This is a genomic window from Paraferrimonas sedimenticola, assembly GCF_002282855.1.
GTDB lineage: Bacteria > Pseudomonadota > Gammaproteobacteria > Enterobacterales > Shewanellaceae > Paraferrimonas > Paraferrimonas sedimenticola.
This window is the reverse complement of sequence record NZ_NRIR01000001.1, coordinates 297,363-320,817: the sequence shown is the minus strand read 5'-3', so window position 1 is coordinate 320,817 and position 23,455 is coordinate 297,363. Positions and strand designations below refer to the sequence as shown.

Sequence of the window (23,455 nt, the reverse complement as noted above, 5' to 3'; positions counted from 1 at the left end):
TGAACCTAAGGGCTTAGCAAATGGCGAAAGTATCTCGAGTGACATTATTCGGAAAACTGAATCCGACGCTTTATGGCGGACTTCAAAGTGCAACGGACTTTTGCAAGTTACGAGGTAATCCCTACGTCGAGCTGAGTCATTGGTTACATCAATTGTGGCAACAAGGTGATCTCGACCTGCATTTAATCGCGAAGCACTACGGTTTGGACTCGCAAGTTGTGCAACAGGAACTGTCAGACAGTCTGGATAAGCTTCCAAGAGGTGCTTCTTCGATTTCTGATTTATCCAGCAAGATCGATGAGTCGGTTGAGCTTGCTTGGGGGGTGGCATCGCTTACCTATGGCCATAAGAAGATCCGCAGTGGACACTTACTTTTGGCTCTTCTGCAGTCTTCAGATTTACGCGGCGCCTTAATGGGATTATCTACCACCCTGGCGCAATTGGATGCCAGCAAGTTAAGCGAAGAGCTACTCGATGTGGTGGCACAGTCGAGCGAAGGCGATGCAGATGAAGCGCCAGAAACTCAAGGCTTAGCGACCGAAGACGCTGATGGCTCGGCACTTAGCAAGTACACCATAGACATGACCGCCGTTGCTGAAGCTGGTGAGATGGACCCTGTAATTGGTCGGGAAGACGAAATCAGACTGATGATCGATATTTTAATGCGGCGTCGTCAGAATAACCCCATTTTGACCGGTGAGGCCGGGGTCGGCAAAACCGCCGTCGTCGAGGGGTTTGCTCAGCGAATTGCTGACGGCGAAGTGCCTGAGCCCCTGCAGAATGTGCGCTTGTTGGCGCTAGATATTGGTCTGTTACAAGCCGGTGCCAGCATGAAAGGAGAATTTGAAAAGCGCCTTAAGCAAGTCATTCAAGAAATCAAAGACAGCGATAAATCCATCATTCTATTTATCGATGAAGCCCACACCTTGATTGGTGCTGGTGGTCAGTCTGGGACTGGGGATGCGGCCAACCTATTAAAGCCCGAGCTTGCCAGGGGCATGTTACGCACGGTCGCGGCAACGACTTGGTCTGAGTACAAGCAATACATTGAGAAAGACCCAGCGCTGACTCGTCGATTTCAGCTGGTCAAAGTCGCTGAGCCTGAGGTGGATATTGCGGTGGCCATGCTACGTGGACTTTACCCAGTACTCGAGAAGCACCATGGAGTGGTTATTCAAAAAGAGGCGCTGCAAGCGGCTGCTGAATTGAGTGCTCGATATCTACCCGACAGGCAGTTACCGGACAAAGCCATTAGCTTGTTAGACACAGCTTGTGCCAGAGTTGCCACCAGTCAAAGCTGCCAGCCACCATCGTTAGATGATTGCCAACGCCAACAACAATTTTTGAATTCGGAACTGGCTCTGGTGCAAAAAGAGCAGGCCCTTGGCACCCATAGCGCCGAAGACTTTGCTGAGCTGTCCGAGCAATTAGCGTCTTTAAAGGTCAACGAAGAAGAAATCACAGCCCGTTGGCAGAGCGAGCAGGAGGTGGTTACTCAGATAAACGAACGTCTAGAGGCGATTAAGAATGAGGACGCACAAGTTAGCGAGGCTGACTCAACTATCGCGGATTTATTGAGTCGCCTAGGGGAGATTCAGTCTGAACAACCCTTGGTTTATCCGCTGGTGGACGAGAAAGCAGTTGCTGCGATTGTCAGCGATTGGACTGGGATCCCAGCGGGTAAAATGCAACTAAATGAAATGGATGCACTTAAACAATTGGAATCCAATCTTGGCCAGCGGGTCCTTGGTCAAGATCACGCGTTAAAACAACTGGCTGACGTGGTGCGTATATCCAGAACTCGATTGGATGATCCCAATAAGCCTGTCGGCGTGATGCTGCTCGCAGGCCCATCAGGTACGGGTAAAACCGAAACTGCCTTGGCTTTAGCCGAAGCCCTTTACGGTGGTGAGCAAAACATGATCACCATTAACATGAGCGAGTTCCAGGAATCCCATACGGTATCCACTCTAAAGGGCGCTCCTCCCGGGTATGTGGGTTATGGTGAAGGTGGCGTGTTAACAGAAGCGATTCGTCGTAAGCCACACTCAGTATTGCTGTTAGATGAGATTGAAAAAGCCCATCCAGATGTCCATGAAATCTTCTTTCAGGTGTTTGATAAAGGCTGGATGGAAGACGGCGAAGGTCGCTACATCGATTTTAAGAATACTCTGATTTTACTGACTTCCAATGTCGGCAGTAACGCCATTTTCCAATATTGCAATGAGCAACAAGACATAGACATCGGCCATTTAGGCGAGCTGCTTGACCACTCATTACGTGAAGTCTTTCCCGATGCCTTGATTGGTCGAATGTCGGCCATTCCTTATCTGCCATTGTCGGTCGCCCTACAACGACAAATCATGAACTTGAAGCTGGATAAAATCATTGACCGAGTCAATCAGCATTATGGGGCAACCTTAGAAATTGACTCGTCGGTTCTAGATGGCTTAAGTGACCATTGCCAGTTGTCTGAAAAAGGCGGGCGCTTGTTAGATGCGGTGATTACCAAACATGTATCTAGGAATCTCAGCCAGCATATCCTGTCTCATCCGGGCTTAAGTTCAGATACCCACCTCACCATGACCATGGAAGAGGGTAATTATGTCGTGAAAGAGCGGCAGGCTTAAGGAGGGAATCGGCTTGAGCAGCAACGAAGCAAGATTTGCAGAAATTGCATCTGAATCGCCACAGCATGAATGGCGATTAATATCTGCTGAAATCAGTGAGGAGGTGGATGAAGGTGTAACCGTGGTCGCTCAAGCCAATATAGATAATATCAGTTCTGAACTCGAGTCCCTGTTGGGCAGTGCCATGACCATCCGCTGGCAAGTGAGAGACGGAAAAACACGTTATATCAATGCGTTAGTTGATCAAATTCAATGTCAGCATAACTATGATGACACCTTATCGGTGCAGTTAGTCCTTAGGGATTGGTTTTACTTTTTAAGTAAACGTACCAATAGTCGCTGCTTCCAATCGAAGACGACAAAAGAAATCGTTGACTCGATTCTAGAGGAACACAGTTTTGGCACGCCTGAGTGGCGCACTCAATACACGCTGCCGACCCGTGAGCACTGCATTCAATTTGCCCAGTCGGATCAGCACTTTATTCGTCGGCTTTTGGCTCAAGACGGCCTTTACTTCTACTTTGTCCATGACAATGGCGAACACAAAATGGTGATTACCGACAGTGGTGTCGCCGCTAAAACCATGCCGGGCTACGAGTCGGTGCCCATGGTTGGGCAAGAAGACTTTGATAAAGAGGAAGAGTGCTTTCGCAATTGGAAGTGGCAAGGCCAGCACTCTAGTGGTCGATTTTCAGCCTCACATTACAGTTTTGAACGCCCAAGGGCGGATTTAAGTGATCTAATACATGCTTATAGTCCGCAAGAACTCAATGATCTTGAGAGCTTCTCCTTCTATGGCGGTAATGAGTATCAAGCGGTTGCTGATCGCAATCAACTACAATCAGATGCGATTCGGGCTAAGGCGCTGACACTGCAGGCTCAGGGTAGTTGTCGCGGGCTGGGTTGCGGCTTTATGTTTGCTCTGACCGAACATATCGAGCCTGAGCAGAACAAAGAATACTTAGTTACTTACCTGCGTCACTCTCTCAATGTTGAGCCTTATCGATCGGGAGATGGCAACCTCACCCCAAACTATCAATGCGATGTTCGGGCATTGCCCAACAATGTGCCTTATTGCAGCAGTCCTCGACGATTTTTCCGTTCCTTACAAGGCATTCAAACCGCAACGGTTGTAGGACCTTCAAATGATGACATTTGGACAGACGAATATGGTCGAGTGAAAGTCCAGTTCCACTGGGATCGCAAAGGCAACAATGATGAAAAAAGCTCTCATTGGATAAGAGTCGCGCAAAGCATTGCAGGAAACGGTTGGGGCAGCATTTATTTACCCCGCGTTGGGCAAGAGGTGTTGGTCAGTTTTATCGACGGAGATCCGGATAACCCATTGATTACCGGAACCGTTTATAACGCTGCCTGCATGCCTCCCTGGAAGTTGCCAGATGAACGCCACATCAGTGGCTATCGCAGCCTTTCGACCCCAAATGGCGGCCGCAACAATGAGATTCACTTCGACGATAAAGCCGGTGAAGAAGCCATAGTGTTACATGCGCAAAGTGAATGGCATAGAACCGTGGGGACTGACAGTTTTACAGACATTGAGGGGGATGAGCATCACAACCTAAAAGGCACATTGAGATCATCGATTTTAGGAGAGTTGCATCAAAACATTAAAAGGGATCGGATTGAGCAGGTTAAAGGTGATTCATCTCAACAAACCCAAGGCAAATTTGATTTGAAGATAGGTATGAACGCTGCGATTGAGTCTGGGATGAATATGCACCTGCAAAGCGGCGTCGAGATGGTCATCGAAAGCGGTATTCAAATCACCCTAAAGGCCGGGGGAAGTTTTATCACGATTGGTCCAGCAGGAGTGGCTGCTCAGGGACCTATGGTGACGCTAAACAGTGGCGGTGGAGCAAGCAGTGGCTCGGGGGCGAGCCCAAAGGCACCAGAGGAGCCTAAGAAAGCTAAGGAAGCCGATGGCTCTAAATCTGTCGATGGTCCAAAAGATAAGAAAGCGCCAGAGAAACGACGCAGAGGTGGAATTGTCAAGGTTGACCCGTATCAGTTAGCAGCCGCGCCCGGAAGCTCACCACAACAAGTTGCAGCTCGTAAGCAAGTAGCGATTCAAGCTTTAGGTGGGCCAAGCTTTGTTAGCGAGCAAGCGGGTATTGATTTCAACGAGCCTGTAACCAAAGTGGAAACGCCAGAAGGCCCAGCACTGGCCTGCACCAGTTCGAAAATTCCTTACTTCTTTAGTTTGGATGACTCAGAGGCTGGGCCTGATGATCAGGACAATCTACCTGAAGAGTACTTTCTACCCGCAGGAGAGCCGCTGTTAATCCCAATCTCACCGGAAGGGAGTGGCCATGAATAATGTACTGACTGGCACCATGCAACCGTCGGCGGTGAAGGGTTTGATTAGAGCTCTGAGGATCCATGTGCAAAAAAACGGAGAGGATAAGGTTTCCCGCTCGGTTCTGAATCAGCTGACGTTTGTTCGGCGTTGGCTTGAAACTGGGGCCAATCCCAAAGAGCCTCGATTACACAAATTGAATTTTGGCCCGTTAATTCGTCGCAACGCCAAACTGAACGCATCTGAGTTGGCAAAGCCATTAAGAGGTTTGTATTGCACTTTAGTGGCGATTAGAGGACTTGGCCGCCGAGTGCTATAACAAGTAACAACCAATGAAAATATTAGGAAAATGCCTATGATGGCAGCTCGAATAACAGATATGCACGTTTGCCCAATGGTGACCCCTGGGGTACCGCCGATTCCCCATGTAGGCGGTCCAATCGTTGGTCCTGGTGCACCTACGGTTTTAATTGGTGGCTTAGTTGCGGCCAAGGTAGGGGATACTTGCACCTGCGTTGGGCCACCTGACACCATTATCAAAGGGTCTACCAGTGTGATGGTGGGCGGAAGTTTTGCTGTACGTGTGGGGGACACGACAGTCCATGGCGGAAATATCGTAGCTGGCTACCCTACGGTGCTGATAGGGGGCTGATGGCAATGGCTACCGACATCATCATTCGCATCACATCCGGCCCGAAACAAGACTTGGCTTTAACTGAAGTCCGGATATCAAAGTTTGATGAGCTGGTGATTGGCCGTGGCAATGATTGCGACTGGCCTTTGAACGATGCTTCGCGGATGATCTCTCGTGAGCATGCCGCGATACGTTTTGATGGTGAACATTTTCGAGTTACTGATACCAGTACCAATGGCGTTTTCATTAACGGTAGTCGCAAGGCGGTCGGGCAGGGTAGTGGCGCCCAAATAGTCCCTGGGGATACTTTTGATATCGGCATGTATCGCTTTGAAGTCGCTGCGTGCGAAGTCTCTCAACCCGCTACCGATGTGGAGGGGCAGCTTGCTTCAGCCCATCCCCCTAATAAAGAAAGCTTAACTCATTTTTTGCGTGCTGATTCGCCATCGCCGAAACCAACTCCCACCCCTGTCAGTGAACCGGCAATTCCAAAGAAACGCAGTCTTGGCAGAGCTAAAGGGGGATTGTTTGCCGCGCCAGAAGGCGACCGGCAACATTCAATAACTGGCGGGAAAGTGCCGCATCAGGCTCCCATCGAAAGGCCTAAACCTCAGAAGCCGCCGGCAACTGACCCCCAAGCCCAACAATCATTAGATGCGTTTTTAGAGCCGGAATCCGTGCAACCGCCTAGCACCTCTCCGGCACAAGCGCCTGTTCAAGCCGAACCAGCAAGGTCAGCGCAGGGCCACTGGCAGTCTGGTTTTTTACAATCGTTAGGCAGTACTGAACAGGACAATGGTCTCGATGCACAGACCATGGGATTGATGGTGCGAGCTCTGTTTGAGGGAACCTTTGAACTGCTAAAGCAGCGCGAACAGTTTAAAAGGGAGTTTCGGCTACAAGGCACCATGTTACAGGCTGGGCAAAACAATCCATTGAAGTTTTCGATTAGCTTTGAAGATGCCATCAATCGCATGTTGGATAAGCCTAAGCCTGGCTATTTGCCTCCAGAGAAGGCGGTCGAAGAGGTCTTTAATGACTTAAAGCAACATGAACTTGCCTTGATGGCGGCCATGATGGAAAGCGTTGAAGCACTGCTTAAAGGAATAGCGCCAGAGCGGATAGCGGACGCGATAGACCAGCAAGGTTCAGGATTACTTGCCAAGAGCAAAGAAGCGCGCTGTTGGAACGAATACCAAAAACTTCATGCGGAGTTAGTCAATGGCCTGAATGATGATTTTAATCGGGCTTTTGGCGCGGAATTTGTCAAACGGTATGAGCGCCATCATCTCAAAGTAAACTAATAGCAATAAGCGTTAAGGAGCAAAAGTGACAGGAAAGGTTGTTTGGTCCGATGGCATGTTGTTGCAAAGTGCCCATTTTCAAGCTGAGAATCGATACTCGGAGTGGTATGTCGATGCCAGAGTTCGTCCGCTACTTGCCTACAGTTGGGGGTATTCTCACCTTAAACTGAATAGAGATTTGTTGTTAACCGGGCAGATTGGTGTGCTACGGGCTAGTGGTGTGATGCCAGATGGGGCGCCGTTTAGCTGTTCTAAAGCCGAGGGGCTGCCAGCGCCTTATCGACTAGAACCCGATAGCCGAGATCTGCTCATATATCTTGCGCTGCCTGCTAGCACGCTTGATGGTGCTGAGATTGCCCCAAGAGATGTGGATGAACCTTCAAAGCGCTATAGGGCTTTTTTATCCGATCATAAAGACGTCACACCTTATTCAACTGAGTCGACTGAGCTTGAATTGGCTCAACTCAATCCCACTTTAAAACCAGCAAGCGAGCTGGGAAGTGGCTGGATAGGCCTTCCTATTGCCAAGGTAAAAAGCATTAGCAGTGATGGCTCGGTCGAGCTTTACGAAAACTGGGTCCCGCCAACGCTTAGCTGCGGTCTATCGGAAACCACTGAACGTTGGTTTACCGCCCCGCTTGGATTAATCGAACAGAAGCGCCGAGGGCTGGCGGCCAGGCATAGCCATACTGCAGAGCAAACGGAGCATCGCTCGTTGCTGCTGTTGCAAATACTGAGCAAAGCTCGCGCTATCTTGTGGCATCAGCAAGGGTTACCGACCTTACATCCCGAGTCTCTATTTTGTTTTTACGCAGGGCTTTTAGGCGAGTTAACTTGGCTTGAACCAAATGCCCATCAACTCGAAGACATCCAGTACGATCACAATGAGCCGGCGCTGAGCTTTGAGCGAGTGATACAGCGCTTGATGAAGTTACTTGCGCAAGCGGAAAATAGCAGCGCTATCAAACTGACGGTAACCAAGAAAGATCACGGTTATTGGATAAGCACCATGGAAGAAATTGAGTCTGTGGCGGGTTATCAGTTGATCATGGCAATTAACTCCAACTTGCCAGATAGCACGGTAAAGTCGACTTTTGCAGAACAACTCAAAGCGGCTCCTATCGAAAAAATTCGCGACTTGGTTCAGCGTCAACTGTTAGGGCTAAACATTAGCCACATCGAGGCAAGTCCAGCTTCAGTCCCTTACCAGGAAAATCGTGTTTACTTTGAAATCGATGGCAAGGGGGCTTTGTGGGATGAGCTGTTAAATTCGTCGGCGCTTGCTTTTCATTTAGGTCAAGAATGGCAATCGACAGTCATCGAGCTGTGGGCTGTTGGCGGAGAAAATTAGCGCAATGGCTGACCTAAGCTCGACAAAACGAGAAGGCACTCTCATCCAATCTGGTGTCAAGCCAATAGCGTTGGAGAAGGAAAACTCGGAACGCGAATTTCAACGCTTAAACTCTGCCTCTGGAATGAACTTAGTCGATGAGGCACAGGAGATCTTAACTTTCGTTCGGCATATCCCCTATGTTGATACCATTGAGAGCGCCGACATGGTGTTCGACGAAGCCAGCACTTGGCTCTCCCAATATCAAGAAGGTTTGATTGCAAAAGGCGAAGACAAAGATGTGGTACATGCGGCGCACTTTTGTCTTTGTTGCCTATTAGACGAAGCCATCATGCGAACTCCATGGGGAGATGAAGGTAAGTGGGCTCAGCGGACTTTGCTTTACTACTTTCACGAGGAGCGCAACGGCGGTGAGTATTTTTTCAACGTGCTCACTAATGCCCGAGCCGAGCCTCAGCGTTTTCGAGGCTTGCTGCACCTGTTGTTTCGTTGTTTAGCTCTTGGGTTCATGGGCAAGTACAAAATACAGCAAGACGGTTCGATAAAGCTCAAGAAGCTCTACCATAGCTTCGGCGAAGAATTGGTCGAGTTGGAGAGCGCGAAAAAGGCCAAACTTTCTCCCAAATGGCGACCCACTGTACTTCGAGGCAATCGGCAATTAAGCCGTTTGTCCCTGTGGGTGGCCTTGCCGGTTATGGCCATGCTATTGATCGGTGGTTACCTTATCGGCAGTATTTGGAACAGTTTGGCTACCGAACCAGTAACTAAACACATCGCCCAAATTTCAGCGCCAACCCCTCTCTACCGTATCGACCCTATCGAAGTCCCCCAACAAATCGCAAAGCTAAGCGTTACCCCACCTCCACAGAAGCCTGCGATGTCTTTAGCGACTTTGCTTGCTGAAGAGATTTCTGCGGGCGAACTGGTGTACACCGAACGCGATGGGTTGGAGATTGTCCGTTTTAATGGGGCGTTATTTGATACGGGAAGCAATAGTTTAGCGACAGACTTCAAGGTCACCCTAAGCGCCATCGCATCGGCGCTGAACTTGCTGCCAGGACCGGTAGAAGTCAGTGGTCATACCGACAATGTGCCAATTAGGACAGTCAAGTACCCCTCTAATTGGGCCTTGTCCAGTGCTCGGGCGGATGCGGTAGCCACCGAGCTGGTGAATATTGGCGTCGACGGTCAGCGTATCACTGCAATCGGGCAAGGAGACAATCAACCCATTGGTGATAATGCCACATCTGATGGACGCGCATTGAACCGACGCGTTGAGATTAGCCTCAGACACATGGAGGGGCTATGACGCGGCATGACTTAATTTTTTACTTGGTGAGCCTGATAGGCGTGTCGGCGCTGTTAGTCATCCTTTGGTGGCTGGGGCCGCTTTGGCAGGTGGGTGAGGCTTATCCCTTGGGAGCTACCAGCCGTCGATTGTTCCTGTGCTCAATAGTATTGTTTTGCTTTGTGGCTGCCGTGATAACTCATCAGATTTTGCAGCGGCGTAATCGCCAAGCATTAGTCGACAAAATATCCGCGGCTTCAGCTGATAGCGATAGCATGGAAGCCTTGGTCAACGAAGAGCAAAGATTAGTACAAGCCAAATTTAAACAAGGGCTGTCTCAGCTTAAGGATCTTGAAAAGAAAATCGACCTTACTCAGATCCCCTGGTTTGTCATCGTTGGTGCCCCTGGTTCGGGAAAAACCACAGCGTTGCAAAACTCTGGACTCAATTTTCTGTTAAACGACAAACAGTCCGGCATGAGGGGTATTGGAGGCACTCGCAACTGTGCTTGGTGGTTTGCCAAAGAGGCGGTATTGCTGGACACCGCAGGGCGTTTCTTTTCCCAAGACAGTGAGCAGGCCATCGACCAAGGGGGCTGGTCTGCACTACTTAATAACCTAAAACAGCACAGGCCTAAGCAACCCTTAAATGGGGTGATACTGACGATCAGTGTCGAAGACTTGTTGAGTGAAAACGAAGCTCGACAAAATGCTTTAGTTGAGGCTATTCGAAACCGTCTTGGTGAGCTTCGCGATTTGGTTACCGGTAAATTACCTGTGTACATTTTACTGACCAAACTCGATGTGGTGGCAGGATTTACCGAGACTTTCGAATCTTATGACAGGCAACAACGCAAACAAGTATTTGGTTTTACTTTTGATTTGGAGCAGAGCCAGGAGCCAGAGCTGTGGCTCGAAGCCGCCAAGGAGTACTGGCAACAAATCATTACCGATCGCTTCCGTGCTTCGACTTCACACCTAACTGACAGTCAAGATATTGCTGCTCGTGGCTTGATCATGGACTTCCCAAGGCAGCTCCAGCAACTGCAAGTCCCGTTGACCAATATATTGCGTCAGGCATTTGCTGCCGACAGTTTAGCCGGTATACAAACGGTGCGAGGATGTTATTTCTCTAGCGCTACTCAGCTAGGAAGACCGATAGACCGTCTTCTCAATCGCTGGTCCGGTGTGTTGGGGGAAAACAAGAGTCGCAATGAGCTCAGTAGCGTTAATGCCAGATCCTACTTCCTAGAAGATTTGCTGCTCAGAGTAGTGTTGCCTGAATCGCCGCTCTCCAGTTTTGATGTAAATGCGGAGGCGAGAAGCCGAAGGTGGCGCTTAGCCGGCGCAGCGTCACTTGCGGTAGTGTTTATGCTGACTTTGATTGGAGGGATTTATGGCTTTAGTCGAGCGCATGCCTACATTGATTTTCACCAGCAGCAGGCGCAGAAAATTGACATTAAGGTTCAAGGCTTAACCCAAAACCCACCGCTTACCGAGGTGACAGAGCTTTTGGATGAAGTTCTGACACTTATCGATGAGCCCGCCCCCATTGCTGCATACTGGTCAGCCCGGGCGATTAAACAGCAGCATCATCAGTTGTATCAGCGGCTGTTAAGACAAGTGTTGCAGCCTCGTTTAGTGTTGGAAGCCGAGCAAGCCCTAAAAGACGATGTTGGCGCAAATGACCAATTTGCCAATCTCAAATCCTACCTAATGCTAGTCAGTGGCCAGCGCTGGCAGTCTAAGACTTTGGGAGACTGGAGTACTCGAAAATTAACGAGCTTGTCAGCCCAAAAGCACGGTAACGCATTGGCAGAAGCTGGTGGATTGGCTTATCCAGATCTCGAAAACCTGCAGTTGATTGCGGTTTCTAGACTCGCTTTGTCTAAAGTGCCACTGGAGCAGCGACTGTTAATGCAGCTAGAAAGCTCTGGGGCTTCGTCGGCCTTGCAGGATATTGATATGCCATTGCTGCAAAGCATTATTGATAATCCAGAGCCCCCCCCATTTGCTGTGCAAAGCGCTACCTTGCCGGAGCAGAAAATTGCCGGGTTTTATACCAAAGAGGGTTTTGACAAAGTCTTCGTACAAAATGCGACTCAAATAGTGGAAGACTTGGAAAAGGAGATGTGGGTTCTTGGCACAATAGAGCAGAAACCAGAAGCTTTTGGCCAACATTCTCCAAAACTCTATCGTTTATACCTCGAGCAATATAGCCAGCGTTGGCAGAGTTTGGTTGATGCACTAGCGTTAAATATGCCAGCCAGCCCACAGCAAAGTCGCGAGTATTTACAGGCGCTTGCAACGAACCCTCAATGGTTCAATGCGTTGCTGGCGCTGATTTCGGAGCAAACCCAGTTGGAGCTGGTGGATAGTCTTGATAGTGATCCCTCTAGTTCAACTTCGAACTACGGCGTAGTGGAGTATCAGCACGGTTATATGAAACGTAGGTTCAATGACCTGCATGAATTGGGAGACGAGAAAAATACGCTGTTGCCACAATGGAGCGAATTATTGGTGCAATTCCTAGCAGATTTGGACGCATCTTTAGATTCTGCACAGAATGAACCTATCGACCCTACTTTAAGCGAGTCACTCCAAGGTCATGTGGCCGAGCTACGTACTTTTTCAACCAAATTACCAGCACCTTTCAGTCAGTTTTCTACGCAGTTGGCCAGTCATGGGCGCGAGCATTTAGAGCGTCGAATCGGCGATAGTATGCGCGGTGCTTTGCAGTTGCTGCAAAGCCAATGTCGAGCGGCTGCAACCAAATATCCACTTACCAACAGTCAACGTGCCTTGTCTATTGCTGAGTTTCACGAGTTATTTGGGCCGGATCAGGCGCTGGATAGGTTTAGTCAGTCCTTTTTAGACGCCAGTGTTATCAAAGAAGGCTCGGCTTGGCGTTGGCGTGAACCAAATGAACTAGGTGACGCATGGTTGCGCCCCTTTGCAGACGCACACCAGATTAAGCAATTTTTTTACCCTATGGGGGCTAGTGAGCCAAGGTTTGAGTTTACCCTGCAGTTGCAGAAAAGTGCGTTAGCACGGGCGCCGCAAGGCAGTTGGCTCGAGCTAGATGTGAATGGGCAAGTGATTCAGCATGGGGGAAATCGGTCGCCTTTACTCACCGCTCAATGGCCACTTTCTGGAGATGCTGGCTATGTCAGACTGAGCTTAAACAACCAAGCTGGCGAGACTTTAGAGGAAGTTCGGCATATCGGCGCATGGTCGTTGTTCCGCTTAGTTTACGGTGCCAGACGTCAAGGAAGCTCCCCCTATCAATTGTATCGTCGAACTTTGGTTCTGTCGGGCAGCCAAGTGAGTTTTGACTTGATCCAAATGCCCAGCCAAGACCCAAGCCCTTTGATGTTTAGCACCCTACAAAACTTCCGGTGCCCAACATGGTAATTGGAAATCTAATCTACAGCGGTAAATTGCCCGCTATTGGTGACTACCTGACTTGGCTGCCGGCGCCATTGCGAGGGGCACTTGAAGATCAAATGGACGAGCTGGCGACGTTCGAACCGGAGCAAGGCTGGGTACTTTACTGGGCTTGGCAAAATGACGAGATTGTGATGGTCGGCTGTGTCGCAGCCAGTGCCGACAGCGTCGGCCGTCGCTATCCATTTTTGCTGGGCAGTATGGTGGATAGGCCAGCGATAGCTGTGGGTGAAGCTGTACTTATCACTGAGCTTGCGGCGTTCAGTCAAGTTTATGATGTATTGCAAGATGTGCTTGTCACTAGTGACTTTGACGAGCTAAAGCGCAAACTCCAAACCGAGCGGCTGGATTTCGTGGAAAACAGTCGCCCTTGGTCGGATTTGTTAACAGCAGAGTCAACCTGTTATTGGCAATTGATTGGTGCGGAGGATTGCTTGGAAGCTGATGATGAGGTTGGAGTCAACCAACTCGAACCTGGACGATTATTGCCAAGCATTGGGCCGTTAAATCGGGCTGCCGAAAACTTGAGGAGGAGATTATGAACTCTTTCCTTAATCTATCTCTGTTTAAACCTGGCACTAAGTCTAACGGCAAGCTGAAATGGCATTCAGAGTCGGTCTGTAATGTAGGTTGTGTCAGGAAAGTAAACGAAGATTCTATTCTGGATAGGCCACAAAAAGGAATTTGGGTAGTAGCCGATGGTATGGGGGGCCACAATGCGGGAGACCATGCCAGCAGCGCGGTGGTGACCGCATTGGATGAGATCCACCCTGACCATGCGACAGCTCAGTTAGAGCAAGTAGAGCAGACATTACAACGGGTGAATTCAAACCTTTTGGCCGAGGCCAATGGTGGGAAAGGCATTAGCGGAACAACCGTCATTGTGATGTTAGCTCACCCGCCAATAGGGCTTTTGTTGTGGGCGGGAGACAGTCGTTGTTATCGCTTGCGAGATGGTCAGCTGGAGAGCCTAACTCGGGATCACTCCTACGTGGAGACGCTGTTGCAAGCAGGGGACATTGGACTTGCCGAGGCCGAGTCGCATCCCATGTCAAACGTAATAACACAGGCTGTTGGGGCGAATGACAAACTAGTTCTGGAACCCAGCATAGTTAGACTCAGAGCGGGGGACAGATACTTGTTGTGCTCTGATGGCATTTATAGAGAGTTAAGCGAGACTTCGATGAGTCAACTACTGCAGATTGAGTCAACACAAGCCTGTTGTCAGGCCATAGAGACAGAAGTCATGCGAGCCGGTGCCAGGGATAATTTTTCCGCTATAGTTATTGATATCAGCTTATGAGTCATTCAGCCCAGAGCCAGTTTAAGCAGTGTTATCTAAAATACGTTCGCAACGAGCTTACGTACGAAAGCTATTGCGAGAAACGGGCGGCATTAATCAAAGCGGCAATCGATGGCAGGGTTCGGGTAGAAGCCAGTGGCACGATACCAATGGGAGCCCTGCCGACCACTTTGCCACCTTTTAAACTGAAGCGCCCAAAGCGGCTTTGGCTGTTGTTTGGTTTGGCGATAGTCCTTTTATTACTGGCCACTTTTATTGCCGTTGAGTTTGTCTGAACAGTCTGCTCGTGCGTTAAAGGAGTACGTCTGGTGAATTATCATGTTGCTTTGAATCGACCACGTCATGTTGCGCCAACTACCTCCACGGAACATCTATCTTTAGGGGGGGAATTACACTAAAGGAAGGCTCTAATGTCATCTATACTGACTGGCTTGGTTTTACCTCTCGCCGCTTTTACGACCTTAAAATGGGCAGGTAAGTCGCCTGTCGTAATCGCTGTATCGTCTGGAGTTGCTTTGGTAAAAATCCTTGATGAGTACGCAGAAGAATCTGCTAAGGAGTCTATACGCGAAATCTATTCAAAAAAGGACGTCGACAAGATTTTGCTTCTTAGTGCGCATGATCCCGCAATAGAAGCGGGCATTGATGGACGAGCCGTTGGAAGAGCCAAACTTCAGCAATGGGTAGACAGAAATGGTGGGACTGCTTGGGTTCAAACAGGAATTAACGGACGGCTAATGTTCTGGTGGCATCCGGAAAGCCAATTTCAGCCCAAAAACAATCTAAACCGTCTATCCAATGAACTTGCCATAGGCCACGTAGTCCGTGGCTCAGGAGGTGAGCCAGGTTCAAGCGGCCTTCCATAGATGCAAATAATTAGCCATCGGCGACTGTGTAAAGTTGCTCGGCAGATGAGATATGACTGTTATTAGTTTTTGGTGGTTAAAGGAATCCACACTTTAGAATGAGCTCCTCAAAAAATTTTTTATACAGGGGTTGATACTGTATGACTGTACAGTATACTGGTCAGCAACTAAAAGATTCCACTCATCGGAGAGCGTTCATGAACGACAATAAGCAGCGCGCCCTAAGCGCAGCCCTAGGACAAATTGAGAAGCAGTTTGGTAAGGGCTCTATTATGAAGTTGGGCGACGCCACAGCTTTGGACATTGAGTCAGTATCCACAGGTTCTTTGAGCCTAGACATCGCTCTGGGTATTGGCGGTCTGCCGATGGGACGTATTGTAGAAATCTACGGTCCTGAGTCTTCCGGTAAAACCACTATGACTCTGCAAGTGATTGCAGAAGCGCAAAAAGCCGGTAAGACCTGTGCGTTTGTGGATGCGGAACACGCACTAGATCCGGTATATGCAGAAGCGCTGGGTGTTAACATCAACGAATTACTGGTTTCACAACCAGACACTGGTGAGCAGGCCCTTGAAATTTGTGACATGTTGGTGCGCTCTGGCGCGGTAGATGTGGTGATTGTTGACTCGGTTGCAGCGCTTACGCCTAAAGCCGAAATCGAAGGTGAGATGGGCGATAGCCACGTAGGTTTGCAGGCGCGCTTGATGTCTCAGGCACTGCGTAAGCTAACCGCCAACATCAAGAAGTCCAACACCCTATGTATCTTCATTAACCAAATCCGTATGAAGATTGGCGTTATGTTTGGTTCACCTGAAACCACTACTGGTGGTAACGCGCTTAAGTTCTACTCGTCAGTGCGTTTGGATATTCGCCGTATCGGTGCCATTAAAGATGGCGATGAAGTGGTGGGTAACGAAACCCGCGTTAAAGTGGTTAAGAACAAGGTTGCGCCTCCGTTCCGACAAGCTGAGTTCCAAATTTACTACGGCGAAGGTACTTCTAAAGAAGGTGAGCTAATTGACCTTGGCGTGAAAGAAAAGCTAATCGACAAAGCCGGTGCTTGGTACGCCTACAAAGGCGACAAGATTGGCCAGGGTAAAGCTAACGTGATTCGCTTCCTGAAAGAAAACCCAGCCATTGCTGAGGAAATCGAAGGTCTGATCCGCAGCCGTTTGTTGCTACAAGCCAAGGCGGCTGAAGAAGAGTCGGCCGAAGGCGAGCCAGCACTGTAAGCTGTGAGCAAACAATCACGCGCTTCAAAGGCTAGTATCCCTGCGGATGCTAGCCTTTCTGTTTCTCAAACATCCGATTCTCAATCAGGTGTGATGACCTTGGCGGAAATTTTGGCCGAGCATCCGCCAGAAGCACAGTCAAATGAGCCGGCAAAGCCGATTAAGCCTATTTCGGCACCAGCTAAAACCGCTAAGAAAAAGACTCCAGCTCGCCGTCGTCGAGCCAAACCGTGCGTTACTTCGTCGAACGCCGAACCCTCTTTTAGCGAATCTGATAAGACTAAGCCCTATAAGAAAGCATACGCTGCGACAGAGTCTTACAAGAAAAAGCCGCAGAATAAAAATTACTCTGAGAAAAAGTACTCCGAGAAAAAGGCTCATAGAGCAGAGTACGACAGAGAGCAGGGCAATCAAGATCTCGAAACTACACAAGACCCGCAAAGCGAATCGCTAAAAAAAGAGCTCAAACAGCTGGGTCAAAAAGAATGTCACCATGCGGCGCTGCAGCTGCTAAGTCGACGGGAACACAGTTTGGCTGAGCTATCCACTAAGCTGACAAGCCGAGGGTTTGAGTACGATAAGATCCAAGTCACTCTGGCTCATTCAATCGAGCAAGGCTGGCAGTCACAAAAACGCTTCGCCGAGTTGTATATTCGCTCCAAAGCCAACAAGGGTTATGGACCGCAACGCATCGTCCAACAGCTCAAGTTCGACCACAAGTTAGATAGCACGGACATCGATTACGGCATGCTCGAGTGCGACTGCGATTGGTTTGAGTTAGCCCATACTCGATTCACCAAAGAATGGCGCTCCGGCCGCCCCATGGACTTCGAGCAGAAACAGAAAATTCAGCAAAAGTTAATGCGCCGAGGTTTCGATTGGGAGCAAATTCGTTATGCGCTTAACAAAAAAGATGACGACTAGCCCACCGCGGCACTAGCAAGCCTGCTAGCAGCTCCTTATAATGAAACGTTTTTTAAAATAATCGCTCGTTGTTCGCACACTTGCACAGATTCGCGAACCACAAGCCGAGCCACCAATTGTCAGGATGTATCCATGCGAAATATGACCACGGCCGAGTTGCGTGAAGCCTTTTTAGGCTACTTTGGCCAGCAAGGGCACCAACGCGTCGCCTCAAGTTCTTTGGTTCCTCATAACGACCCAACTTTGCTATTCACTAATGCGGGTATGAACCAGTTTAAAGATGTGTTTTTGGGCGCGCAGGACAATGGCTACACTCGAGCAACCACTTCGCAGCGCTGTGTGCGCGCTGGTGGTAAGCACAACGACCTCGACAATGTAGGTTATACCGCTCGTCACCACACCTTTTTTGAAATGCTGGGCAACTTCAGTTTCGGCGATTACTTCAAAGTCGATGCGATTCGCTTTGCTTGGACTTTCCTAACCGAAGAGCTACAGCTGCCTAAAGAAAAACTATGGGTTACCGTCTTTGAAGAAGACGATGAAGCGGCAGACATTTGGATCAACCAAATCGGCGTGGATCCTGCGTGTTTGTCGCGCATTGGTGCCAAAGACAATTTCTGGCAGATGGGTGATACCGGCCCTTGCGGTCCTTGTACCGAAATTTTCTACGACCACGGTGAGCACATTTGGGGTGGTCCTCCAGGAACCCCAGAAGAAGATGGCGACCGTTACATTGAAATCTGGAACTTGGTATTCATGCAGTTCAACCGCCAAGCGGATGGCACCATGGAGCCACTGCCTAAGCCGTCGGTTGATACCGGTATGGGTCTAGAGCGCATCGCCGCAATTCTGCAGGGCGTTCACTCGAACTACGAAATTGACGTTTTCCAAACCCTAATTAAGACCATCGCCGAGCGCCTGGGTGTTAACGACCTCACTCACGCATCGCTGCGCGTGATTGCTGATCACATTCGCTCTTGTGCGTTTTTGATTGCCGATGGCGTATTGCCGTCAAACGAAGGTCGCGGCTATGTGTTGCGTCGCATCATTCGTCGCGCGGTTCGCCATGGCAATAAACTTGGCGCCAGCGAGCCTTTCTTCTACACCTTGGTTGAAAAGCTAATCGAAGTGATGGGCCCGGCAGCCGACGAGCTAGCCAAGCAACAAGCCATCGTCGAAAAAGCGCTGAAAGCCGAAGAAGAGCAGTTTGCTCGCACTTTGGATCGCGGTATGGCCATGCTGAACGAAGCACTGGATAACCTAAAAGGCGACAAGCTAGACGGCGAAACCCTGTTCAAGCTTTACGACACTTACGGATTCCCAGTGGATCTAACCGCTGACGTGTGTCGTGAGCGCGATTTGAGCGTTGATGAAGAAGGCTTTGAGGCACACATGGCCGAGCAGCGCGCTCGTGCCCAAGCGGCCAACCAATTTGGTACCGATTACAACGCGGCTATCAAGGTAGAAGGCAGCTCGGAATTTACCGGTTACCAATCGCTAGAAGGCGCAGGTCAGATTAAGGCGCTATTTGCTGGTGCTGATGCGGTTGAAAGTCTTAGCGCCGGTCAAAGCGGCGTGGTGATCCTAGACTCTACCCCATTTTACGGCGAGTCTGGTGGTCAAGTGGGCGATCAGGGTGAATTAGTCATCGATGGCGCTAAGTTTGTCGTGACCGACACTCAATTGTACGGCAACGCCATTGGCCACCTTGGTCAACTGGAAAGTGGCGAGTTGGCAGTGGGCCAAAGCGTTAACGCTCAGGTGAACAAGCCGGCGCGTCATCGCACCGCACTGAACCACTCGGTGACTCACTTGCTACACGCCGCGCTTCGCAACGAGCTAGGCGAGCACGTGACTCAAAAAGGCTCTTTGGTGAAGCCTGAGTACCTGCGTTTTGACTTTAGCCACTTTGAAGGGGTTACCGCAGAGCAGCTAAATCGCGTCGAAGATGCGGTAAACCGTCAGATCCGTCGCAATCATCCGGTCCTTACTCAATTGATGGACCTAGAAGAAGCCAAAGCCGCCGGCGCAATGGCGCTGTTCGGCGAAAAGTACGACGACCAGGTACGCGTTGTCACCATGGGTGACTTCTCAACTGAACTTTGTGGCGGTTGCCACGTAGAACGTACAGGTGACATTGGATTATTCAAGTTCACCTCGGAAGGCGGTATTGCCGCTGGCGTTCGTCGCGTAGAAGCGGTAACTGGCCAAGCGGCACTGGATAAAGTCGCACAAGAGCAGCAACAATTGCGTGATGTGGCTGCCATGCTCAAAGGCGATAGCAGCAGCGTGATTAGCAAGCTAGCCGCTATGCTGGACAAGAGCAAAGGCCTTGAAAAGTCGCTACAACAACTGCAAGACAAGCTAGCAGCGGCTGCGAGTTCTGACTTGGCCGGCGATGCCACCGAAGTTAAAGGTATTAAGGTAGTGGTGAAGGCCCTAGATGGAGCCGACCCGAAAGCGCTTCGCGGCATGGTCGACGAGCTTAAGCAAAAACTAGGCAGCGGCATTATCGTGTTGGCAGTGAGCAAAGGCGACAAGGTGAGTTTGATTGCCGGTGTCACCAAAGACCTGACCTCAAGCGTTAAAGCCGGTGAACTAATCGCCATGGTTGCTGCCCAAGTAGGTGGTAAAGGCGGCGGTCGTCCGGACATGGCCCAAGCCGGTGGTTCTGAGCCAAGCAAGGTTCCAGCAGCACTTGAATCTGTGGTTCCGTGGCTATCGGACAAACTGGCCTAAGTCGGTTTGATTTTTTTACCGCTAAACAAAAGGTTACCCCAGCAAACTGGTTTTTGTTGGGGTGAACCGCAAAATTGTGTTTCAGCGGTGGCTTATGTTGAAAAAATGTGTCATTTTGGTGGGTAAGTGTGGGTTTTTTAAACCATAATCCCTTGAAAGCGATGCTTTTGTACTAAGCTAACCTTATACTAGGAACATAGCTGACCAGGGCTTATAGGCTGGCTGGGCGAAATTCGTAAAAGAGGAGCTAACGAATGCTAATTTTGACTCGTCGTGTGGGCGAAACTCTGATGATTGGCGACGAAGTAACCGTCACCGTACTTGGGGTAAAAGGAAATCAAGTGCGTATTGGTGTGAATGCACCGAAGGAAGTTTCAGTCCATCGTGAAGAGATCTACCAGCGCATCCAGTCGGAAAAAACCGGCGATGGTCCTGAGGGCGGCAACGCCTAACATTAAGCCAGCAAAACGCTGGCTTTTTTGTGCCCAAAATTCGGCGCAAATACCCATCAATTCTGTGTTTTCGTGCGGTTGATAGCGGCAAATGCACAAAAACGAATCAACTAAAATTTTTCTCCCAAAAAGGGTTTGACTTATTTTCGTGAGACAGTAATATGTGCGCCACATCGACGGTGAGGTGGCCGAGTGGCTGAAGGCGCTCCCCTGCTAAGGGAGTATAGGGTTTGTAGCCCTATCGAGGGTTCGAATCCCTCCTTCACCGCCATCGACGCGTCCGTAGCTCAGCTGGATAGAGTACCTGGCTACGAACCAGGCGGTCGGAGGTTCGAATCCTCCCGGACGCGCCATTTTCTTCTAGACTTTAGAGTCGGTTGCAAATGGGTATGATGGCACTCAGTCTGAAAAGACAGTAGGTCGATGTAAGTGAAAACAGGGCGTCCGTAGCTCAGCTGGATAGAGTACCTGGCTACGAACCAGGCGGTCGGAGGTTCGAATCCTCCCGGACGCGCCATTTTCTTCTAGACTTTAGAGTCGGTTGCAAATGGGTATGATGGCACTCAGTCTGAAAAGACAGTAGGTCGATGTAAGTGAAAACAGGGCGTCCGTAGCTCAGCTGGATAGAGTACCTGGCTACGAACCAGGCGGTCGGAGGTTCGAATCCTCCCGGACGCGCCATCTTCGAAAGCCCCAACCTTACGGTTGGGGCTTTTTCGTTTTTGCGTCTTTTGATTTACAGGACAGGCAGAAACCGGGCTTAGAATTGATTTTGCAGTGGTAACAGCTTAAATAGGCTTTCTACGAATCGCTGTGAGGCGCTGCGAGCGGGCTGCTCGTATGTTTTCTGTTGATGGTTTTGCCAATACAGGCGGCCGTCGTCTTCTCGACCGACACGCCATGCATTCTCACCCTCAAACAAAGGTGCGACTTGCTCTCGCAGTCCTCCGCAAAAGGATTTGGACTCAACCCCTAAACCATTTTCTGTATTGATATCCATGGCGCGCGGGTCAAGATTCAGCGAGCCTACATAACAGTAGTTGTCATCAAATACGCCGACTTTCATGTGCAAACTGACAAAACCCGAGTCTTGAGTGGCGTGGGCCAGATTAGCAACGTCTGCGGCGGGGTAGTGGTTAAACTCGTATAGCTCGACGCCCGTGTTCAATAGCTGGTCGCGAAACTTTGCGTATTGGGCGGACACAGCTGTGTGGTCGGTGGACGCCAGTGAATTGGTGAGCAGACGCACCTTGCGGCCCGATGCGATGTCCCGCTTTAGTTCGTCGATAAGTGCGGTGTTGGGGATCAGATAAGCAGTGAGATACCAAACGCTGTCGTAATTTAGCGACTCCATGCGCGCACTATCAGCCATCAGTTGGTAAATGCGCTGCTCTGGCTGGGGGCTGCTGCTTGGCGGGTCTTGCAGATACCAGCCAAGGCCTGGTTGCATCCGTTGGGGCAATTGGGCAAGCCAAGCATTCCAAGTTTGCGGTGCTAATGGATGTCCAAGCAGTTCCGGCTCGACCCTATCGAGATATTTACTGAGCTCCAATCGAAACATTTCAAGCTCCAGACTGTTGGCCGGTGCCATTTGTTTGGCTGGGTAAGAGCGCTCGGCCCCCCAGTACAAATCAAACCCTTTGGCTGCATCAGCGACCGCCACTCCAGTGAACAACAAATCCATGTCGAGGAAGTTGTACTCCTTTGCCATGCCGAAATATTCGTCGCTAATGTTGCGACCGCCAACTAGAGCAAACAGGCCATCGGCCACCAACAGTTTGTTGTGCATCCTTGGGTTGAACTCATCAAAGCTGCCAGCAAGATTTTTGGCGATGCCTAAGGTACCGGTTCTAAAGTGGCCTGGGTTGAAGATTCTCATGTGAATGTTTGGGTGAGCACTGAACGACGCATAGTAGATGTCCTGCGAACTGATACCACTTTGCGAGGCGAGATACAGATCGTCAACCAGCAGTCTTATGCGCACACCTCGGTCGGCGGCTGCAAGCACTCGAGAAAGTAACAAGGTGCCGCTTGGGGTAGTACTCCAAACAAAGTACTGAAAGTCCAAGCTGTGCACCGCACTGTCGATTAGCGCCAGTCTCACGTCTAGTGACTCTTCGGCGTCTGCAAGTGCTAGTAGTCCGGTTTTCGGGCTGTCCCATTGTGCTTGCACCGCCTGCGCAGTATCTGCAAGCACGCCGTAGTTTGAAGGCGCCAGGCTAACTAGCTGTTTCTTCTCTTGCACTGGTGGCAAAGTTGAACAGGCAAAGAGCAGGGTGCAAGACAACAGGGTTAGCCAATTTCGACTCATGGACTCTCACAGGGTTGCTAAATTACTTACTAATATAACTAGGGATTTTAAAAGCCGCCAAGTTAGTCAGAACTTCGAAAGAGTGCTCGGTGAGCGCCTGGATCTCGTTTTTGCTTTGCAAGGCTAATAGCTGATGATTTTGTGAGCGGACGGACTGTTGACCCGATTGACAAGCTAACCCCCTCAAGTAAACTAGTCGACGCATTGAGGCAAAGCCTCATGGAGCGCGGTGAGGTGGCCGAGTGGCTGAAGGCGCTCCCCTGCTAAGGGAGTATAGGGTTTGTAGCCCTATCGAGGGTTCGAATCCCTCCTTCACCGCCATAAATAGAAAACGCCCTATCCGAAAGGATAGGGCGTTTTCTATTTATACCGCTGGGAGGGATCGAACCCGATAAAGGGTTCGACAAAAGCCCATGGAAGGGCTTTTGAATCGCCGTAGGCGCCCGAAGGGTCGACGGCAGGATGTCGTCGAATAATCCCTCCTTCTAGGGCTGTCCAAATGGACAGCCCTTTTGTTTTTTATACCGCTGAGAGGGATCGAACCCGAGAAAAGGGTTCGACAAAAGCTCAAGGATGAGCTTTTGAATCGCCGCAGGCGCTCAAGGGTCGATGACAGGATGTCGTCGAATAATCCCTCCGCCTAACTGCTTGTGGGGCT

The 23,455-nt window shown here is 50.0% G+C and carries 17 protein-coding genes and 5 tRNA genes; 21 read left to right on the top strand and 1 reads right to left on the bottom strand.

The annotated features are described in order from the left end of the window. Nucleotides 1-20: 20 nt before the first annotated feature. The 20 genes from tssH (at nucleotide 21) to CLC93_RS01330 (ending at nucleotide 21,167) form a co-directional block, all read left to right on the top strand. Nucleotides 21-2,630, top strand: coding sequence for a type VI secretion system ATPase TssH (gene tssH, locus CLC93_RS01425; RefSeq protein WP_095504154.1), 2,610 nt, complete (start codon nucleotides 21-23; stop codon nucleotides 2,628-2,630). Between the two features lie 13 nt (nucleotides 2,631-2,643). Further along, nucleotides 2,644-4,968, top strand: a complete 2,325-nt coding sequence (locus tag CLC93_RS01420) for a type VI secretion system Vgr family protein (RefSeq protein WP_169902749.1) — start codon at nucleotides 2,644-2,646, stop codon at nucleotides 4,966-4,968. Continuing rightward, nucleotides 4,961-5,266 (top strand): hypothetical protein, encoded by a 306-nt coding sequence (locus tag CLC93_RS01415; protein WP_095504152.1) that lies wholly within the window; start codon nucleotides 4,961-4,963, stop codon nucleotides 5,264-5,266. Before CLC93_RS01420 ends, CLC93_RS01415 begins: the two co-directional genes overlap by 8 nt. Nucleotides 5,267-5,296: 30 nt before the next feature. Beyond that, entirely contained in the window at nucleotides 5,297-5,599 is a 303-nt protein-coding gene (locus CLC93_RS01410) for a PAAR domain-containing protein (protein WP_095504151.1), read from the top strand. Between the two features lie 5 nt (nucleotides 5,600-5,604). Next, nucleotides 5,605-6,885, top strand: coding sequence for a type VI secretion system-associated FHA domain protein TagH (gene tagH, locus CLC93_RS01405; RefSeq protein ID WP_169902747.1), 1,281 nt, complete (start codon nucleotides 5,605-5,607; stop codon nucleotides 6,883-6,885). 25 nt (nucleotides 6,886-6,910) lie between these two features. Next, nucleotides 6,911-8,236: a type VI secretion system baseplate subunit TssK gene (tssK, locus tag CLC93_RS01400; RefSeq protein ID WP_095504149.1), complete on the top strand. Its 1,326-nt coding sequence runs from the start codon at nucleotides 6,911-6,913 to the stop codon at nucleotides 8,234-8,236. Between the two features lie 4 nt (nucleotides 8,237-8,240). Next, nucleotides 8,241-9,545, top strand: a complete 1,305-nt coding sequence (icmH, locus tag CLC93_RS01395) for a type IVB secretion system protein IcmH/DotU (protein ID WP_095504148.1) — start codon at nucleotides 8,241-8,243, stop codon at nucleotides 9,543-9,545. Next, nucleotides 9,542-12,937, top strand: coding sequence for a type VI secretion system membrane subunit TssM (gene tssM, locus CLC93_RS01390; RefSeq protein WP_095504147.1), 3,396 nt, complete (start codon nucleotides 9,542-9,544; stop codon nucleotides 12,935-12,937). Before icmH ends, tssM begins: the two co-directional genes overlap by 4 nt. After that, nucleotides 12,931-13,512 (top strand): TagF domain-containing protein, encoded by a 582-nt coding sequence (locus tag CLC93_RS01385; RefSeq protein WP_095504146.1) that lies wholly within the window; start codon nucleotides 12,931-12,933, stop codon nucleotides 13,510-13,512. Before tssM ends, CLC93_RS01385 begins: the two co-directional genes overlap by 7 nt. Beyond that, on the top strand, nucleotides 13,509-14,273 hold the full coding sequence (locus CLC93_RS01380; protein ID WP_095504145.1) for a PP2C family protein-serine/threonine phosphatase: 765 nt from the start codon (nucleotides 13,509-13,511) through the stop codon (nucleotides 14,271-14,273). Before CLC93_RS01385 ends, CLC93_RS01380 begins: the two co-directional genes overlap by 4 nt. After that, nucleotides 14,270-14,548: a hypothetical protein gene (locus CLC93_RS01375; RefSeq protein ID WP_095504144.1), complete on the top strand. Its 279-nt coding sequence runs from the start codon at nucleotides 14,270-14,272 to the stop codon at nucleotides 14,546-14,548. Before CLC93_RS01380 ends, CLC93_RS01375 begins: the two co-directional genes overlap by 4 nt. Before the next feature lie 135 nt (nucleotides 14,549-14,683). Then, nucleotides 14,684-15,139: a hypothetical protein gene (locus tag CLC93_RS01370; RefSeq protein ID WP_095504143.1), complete on the top strand. Its 456-nt coding sequence runs from the start codon at nucleotides 14,684-14,686 to the stop codon at nucleotides 15,137-15,139. Between the two features lie 197 nt (nucleotides 15,140-15,336). Continuing rightward, nucleotides 15,337-16,371 (top strand): recombinase RecA, encoded by a 1,035-nt coding sequence (gene recA, locus CLC93_RS01365; RefSeq protein WP_095504142.1) that lies wholly within the window; start codon nucleotides 15,337-15,339, stop codon nucleotides 16,369-16,371. A gap of 3 nt (nucleotides 16,372-16,374) precedes the next feature. Then, nucleotides 16,375-17,295, top strand: coding sequence for a regulatory protein RecX (locus CLC93_RS01360; RefSeq protein WP_141237322.1), 921 nt, complete (start codon nucleotides 16,375-16,377; stop codon nucleotides 17,293-17,295). Between the two features lie 141 nt (nucleotides 17,296-17,436). Next, on the top strand, nucleotides 17,437-20,034 hold the full coding sequence (alaS, locus tag CLC93_RS01355; protein WP_095504140.1) for an alanine--tRNA ligase: 2,598 nt from the start codon (nucleotides 17,437-17,439) through the stop codon (nucleotides 20,032-20,034). Between the two features lie 254 nt (nucleotides 20,035-20,288). Then, nucleotides 20,289-20,486, top strand: coding sequence for a carbon storage regulator CsrA (csrA, locus tag CLC93_RS01350; protein ID WP_095504139.1), 198 nt, complete (start codon nucleotides 20,289-20,291; stop codon nucleotides 20,484-20,486). 178 nt (nucleotides 20,487-20,664) lie between these two features. Further along, nucleotides 20,665-20,757: transfer RNA gene (locus CLC93_RS01345), tRNA-Ser, on the top strand. A 5-nt stretch (nucleotides 20,758-20,762) separates the two neighbouring features. Then, nucleotides 20,763-20,839 (top strand) — tRNA-Arg (locus tag CLC93_RS01340). Nucleotides 20,840-20,926: 87 nt separating this feature from the next. After that, nucleotides 20,927-21,003: transfer RNA gene (locus CLC93_RS01335), tRNA-Arg, on the top strand. An 87-nt stretch (nucleotides 21,004-21,090) separates the two neighbouring features. Continuing rightward, nucleotides 21,091-21,167, top strand: a tRNA-Arg gene (locus CLC93_RS01330). Nucleotides 21,168-21,246: 79 nt separating this feature from the next. Here CLC93_RS01330 and CLC93_RS01325 read toward each other — a convergent pair. Continuing rightward, complete coding sequence (locus CLC93_RS01325) at nucleotides 21,247-22,797, bottom strand: phospholipase D family protein (protein ID WP_095504138.1); 1,551 nt, start codon at nucleotides 22,795-22,797, stop codon at nucleotides 21,247-21,249. A 228-nt stretch (nucleotides 22,798-23,025) separates the two neighbouring features. On the opposite strand from CLC93_RS01325, the gene CLC93_RS01315 reads away from it, so the two are divergent. Beyond that, a tRNA-Ser gene (locus tag CLC93_RS01315) sits at nucleotides 23,026-23,118 on the top strand. Nucleotides 23,119-23,455: the final 337 nt, after the last annotated feature.

Coding starts and splice junctions, on each gene's coding strand:
- tssH (WP_095504154.1), top strand. CDS start 21: ATGGCGAAAGTATCTCGAGTGACATTATTCGGAAAACTGAATCCGACG.
- CLC93_RS01415 (WP_095504152.1), top strand. CDS start 4,961: ATGAATAATGTACTGACTGGCACCATGCAACCGTCGGCGGTGAAGGGT.
- CLC93_RS01410 (WP_095504151.1), top strand. CDS start 5,297: ATGCCTATGATGGCAGCTCGAATAACAGATATGCACGTTTGCCCAATG.
- tagH (WP_169902747.1), top strand. CDS start 5,605: ATGGCTACCGACATCATCATTCGCATCACATCCGGCCCGAAACAAGAC.
- icmH (WP_095504148.1), top strand. CDS start 8,241: ATGGCTGACCTAAGCTCGACAAAACGAGAAGGCACTCTCATCCAATCT.
- tssM (WP_095504147.1), top strand. CDS start 9,542: ATGACGCGGCATGACTTAATTTTTTACTTGGTGAGCCTGATAGGCGTG.
- CLC93_RS01385 (WP_095504146.1), top strand. CDS start 12,931: ATGGTAATTGGAAATCTAATCTACAGCGGTAAATTGCCCGCTATTGGT.
- CLC93_RS01380 (WP_095504145.1), top strand. CDS start 13,509: ATGAACTCTTTCCTTAATCTATCTCTGTTTAAACCTGGCACTAAGTCT.
- CLC93_RS01375 (WP_095504144.1), top strand. CDS start 14,270: ATGAGTCATTCAGCCCAGAGCCAGTTTAAGCAGTGTTATCTAAAATAC.
- CLC93_RS01370 (WP_095504143.1), top strand. CDS start 14,684: ATGTCATCTATACTGACTGGCTTGGTTTTACCTCTCGCCGCTTTTACG.
- recA (WP_095504142.1), top strand. CDS start 15,337: ATGAACGACAATAAGCAGCGCGCCCTAAGCGCAGCCCTAGGACAAATT.
- alaS (WP_095504140.1), top strand. CDS start 17,437: ATGACCACGGCCGAGTTGCGTGAAGCCTTTTTAGGCTACTTTGGCCAG.
- csrA (WP_095504139.1), top strand. CDS start 20,289: ATGCTAATTTTGACTCGTCGTGTGGGCGAAACTCTGATGATTGGCGAC.
- CLC93_RS01325 (WP_095504138.1), bottom strand. CDS start 22,797: ATGAGTCGAAATTGGCTAACCCTGTTGTCTTGCACCCTGCTCTTTGCC.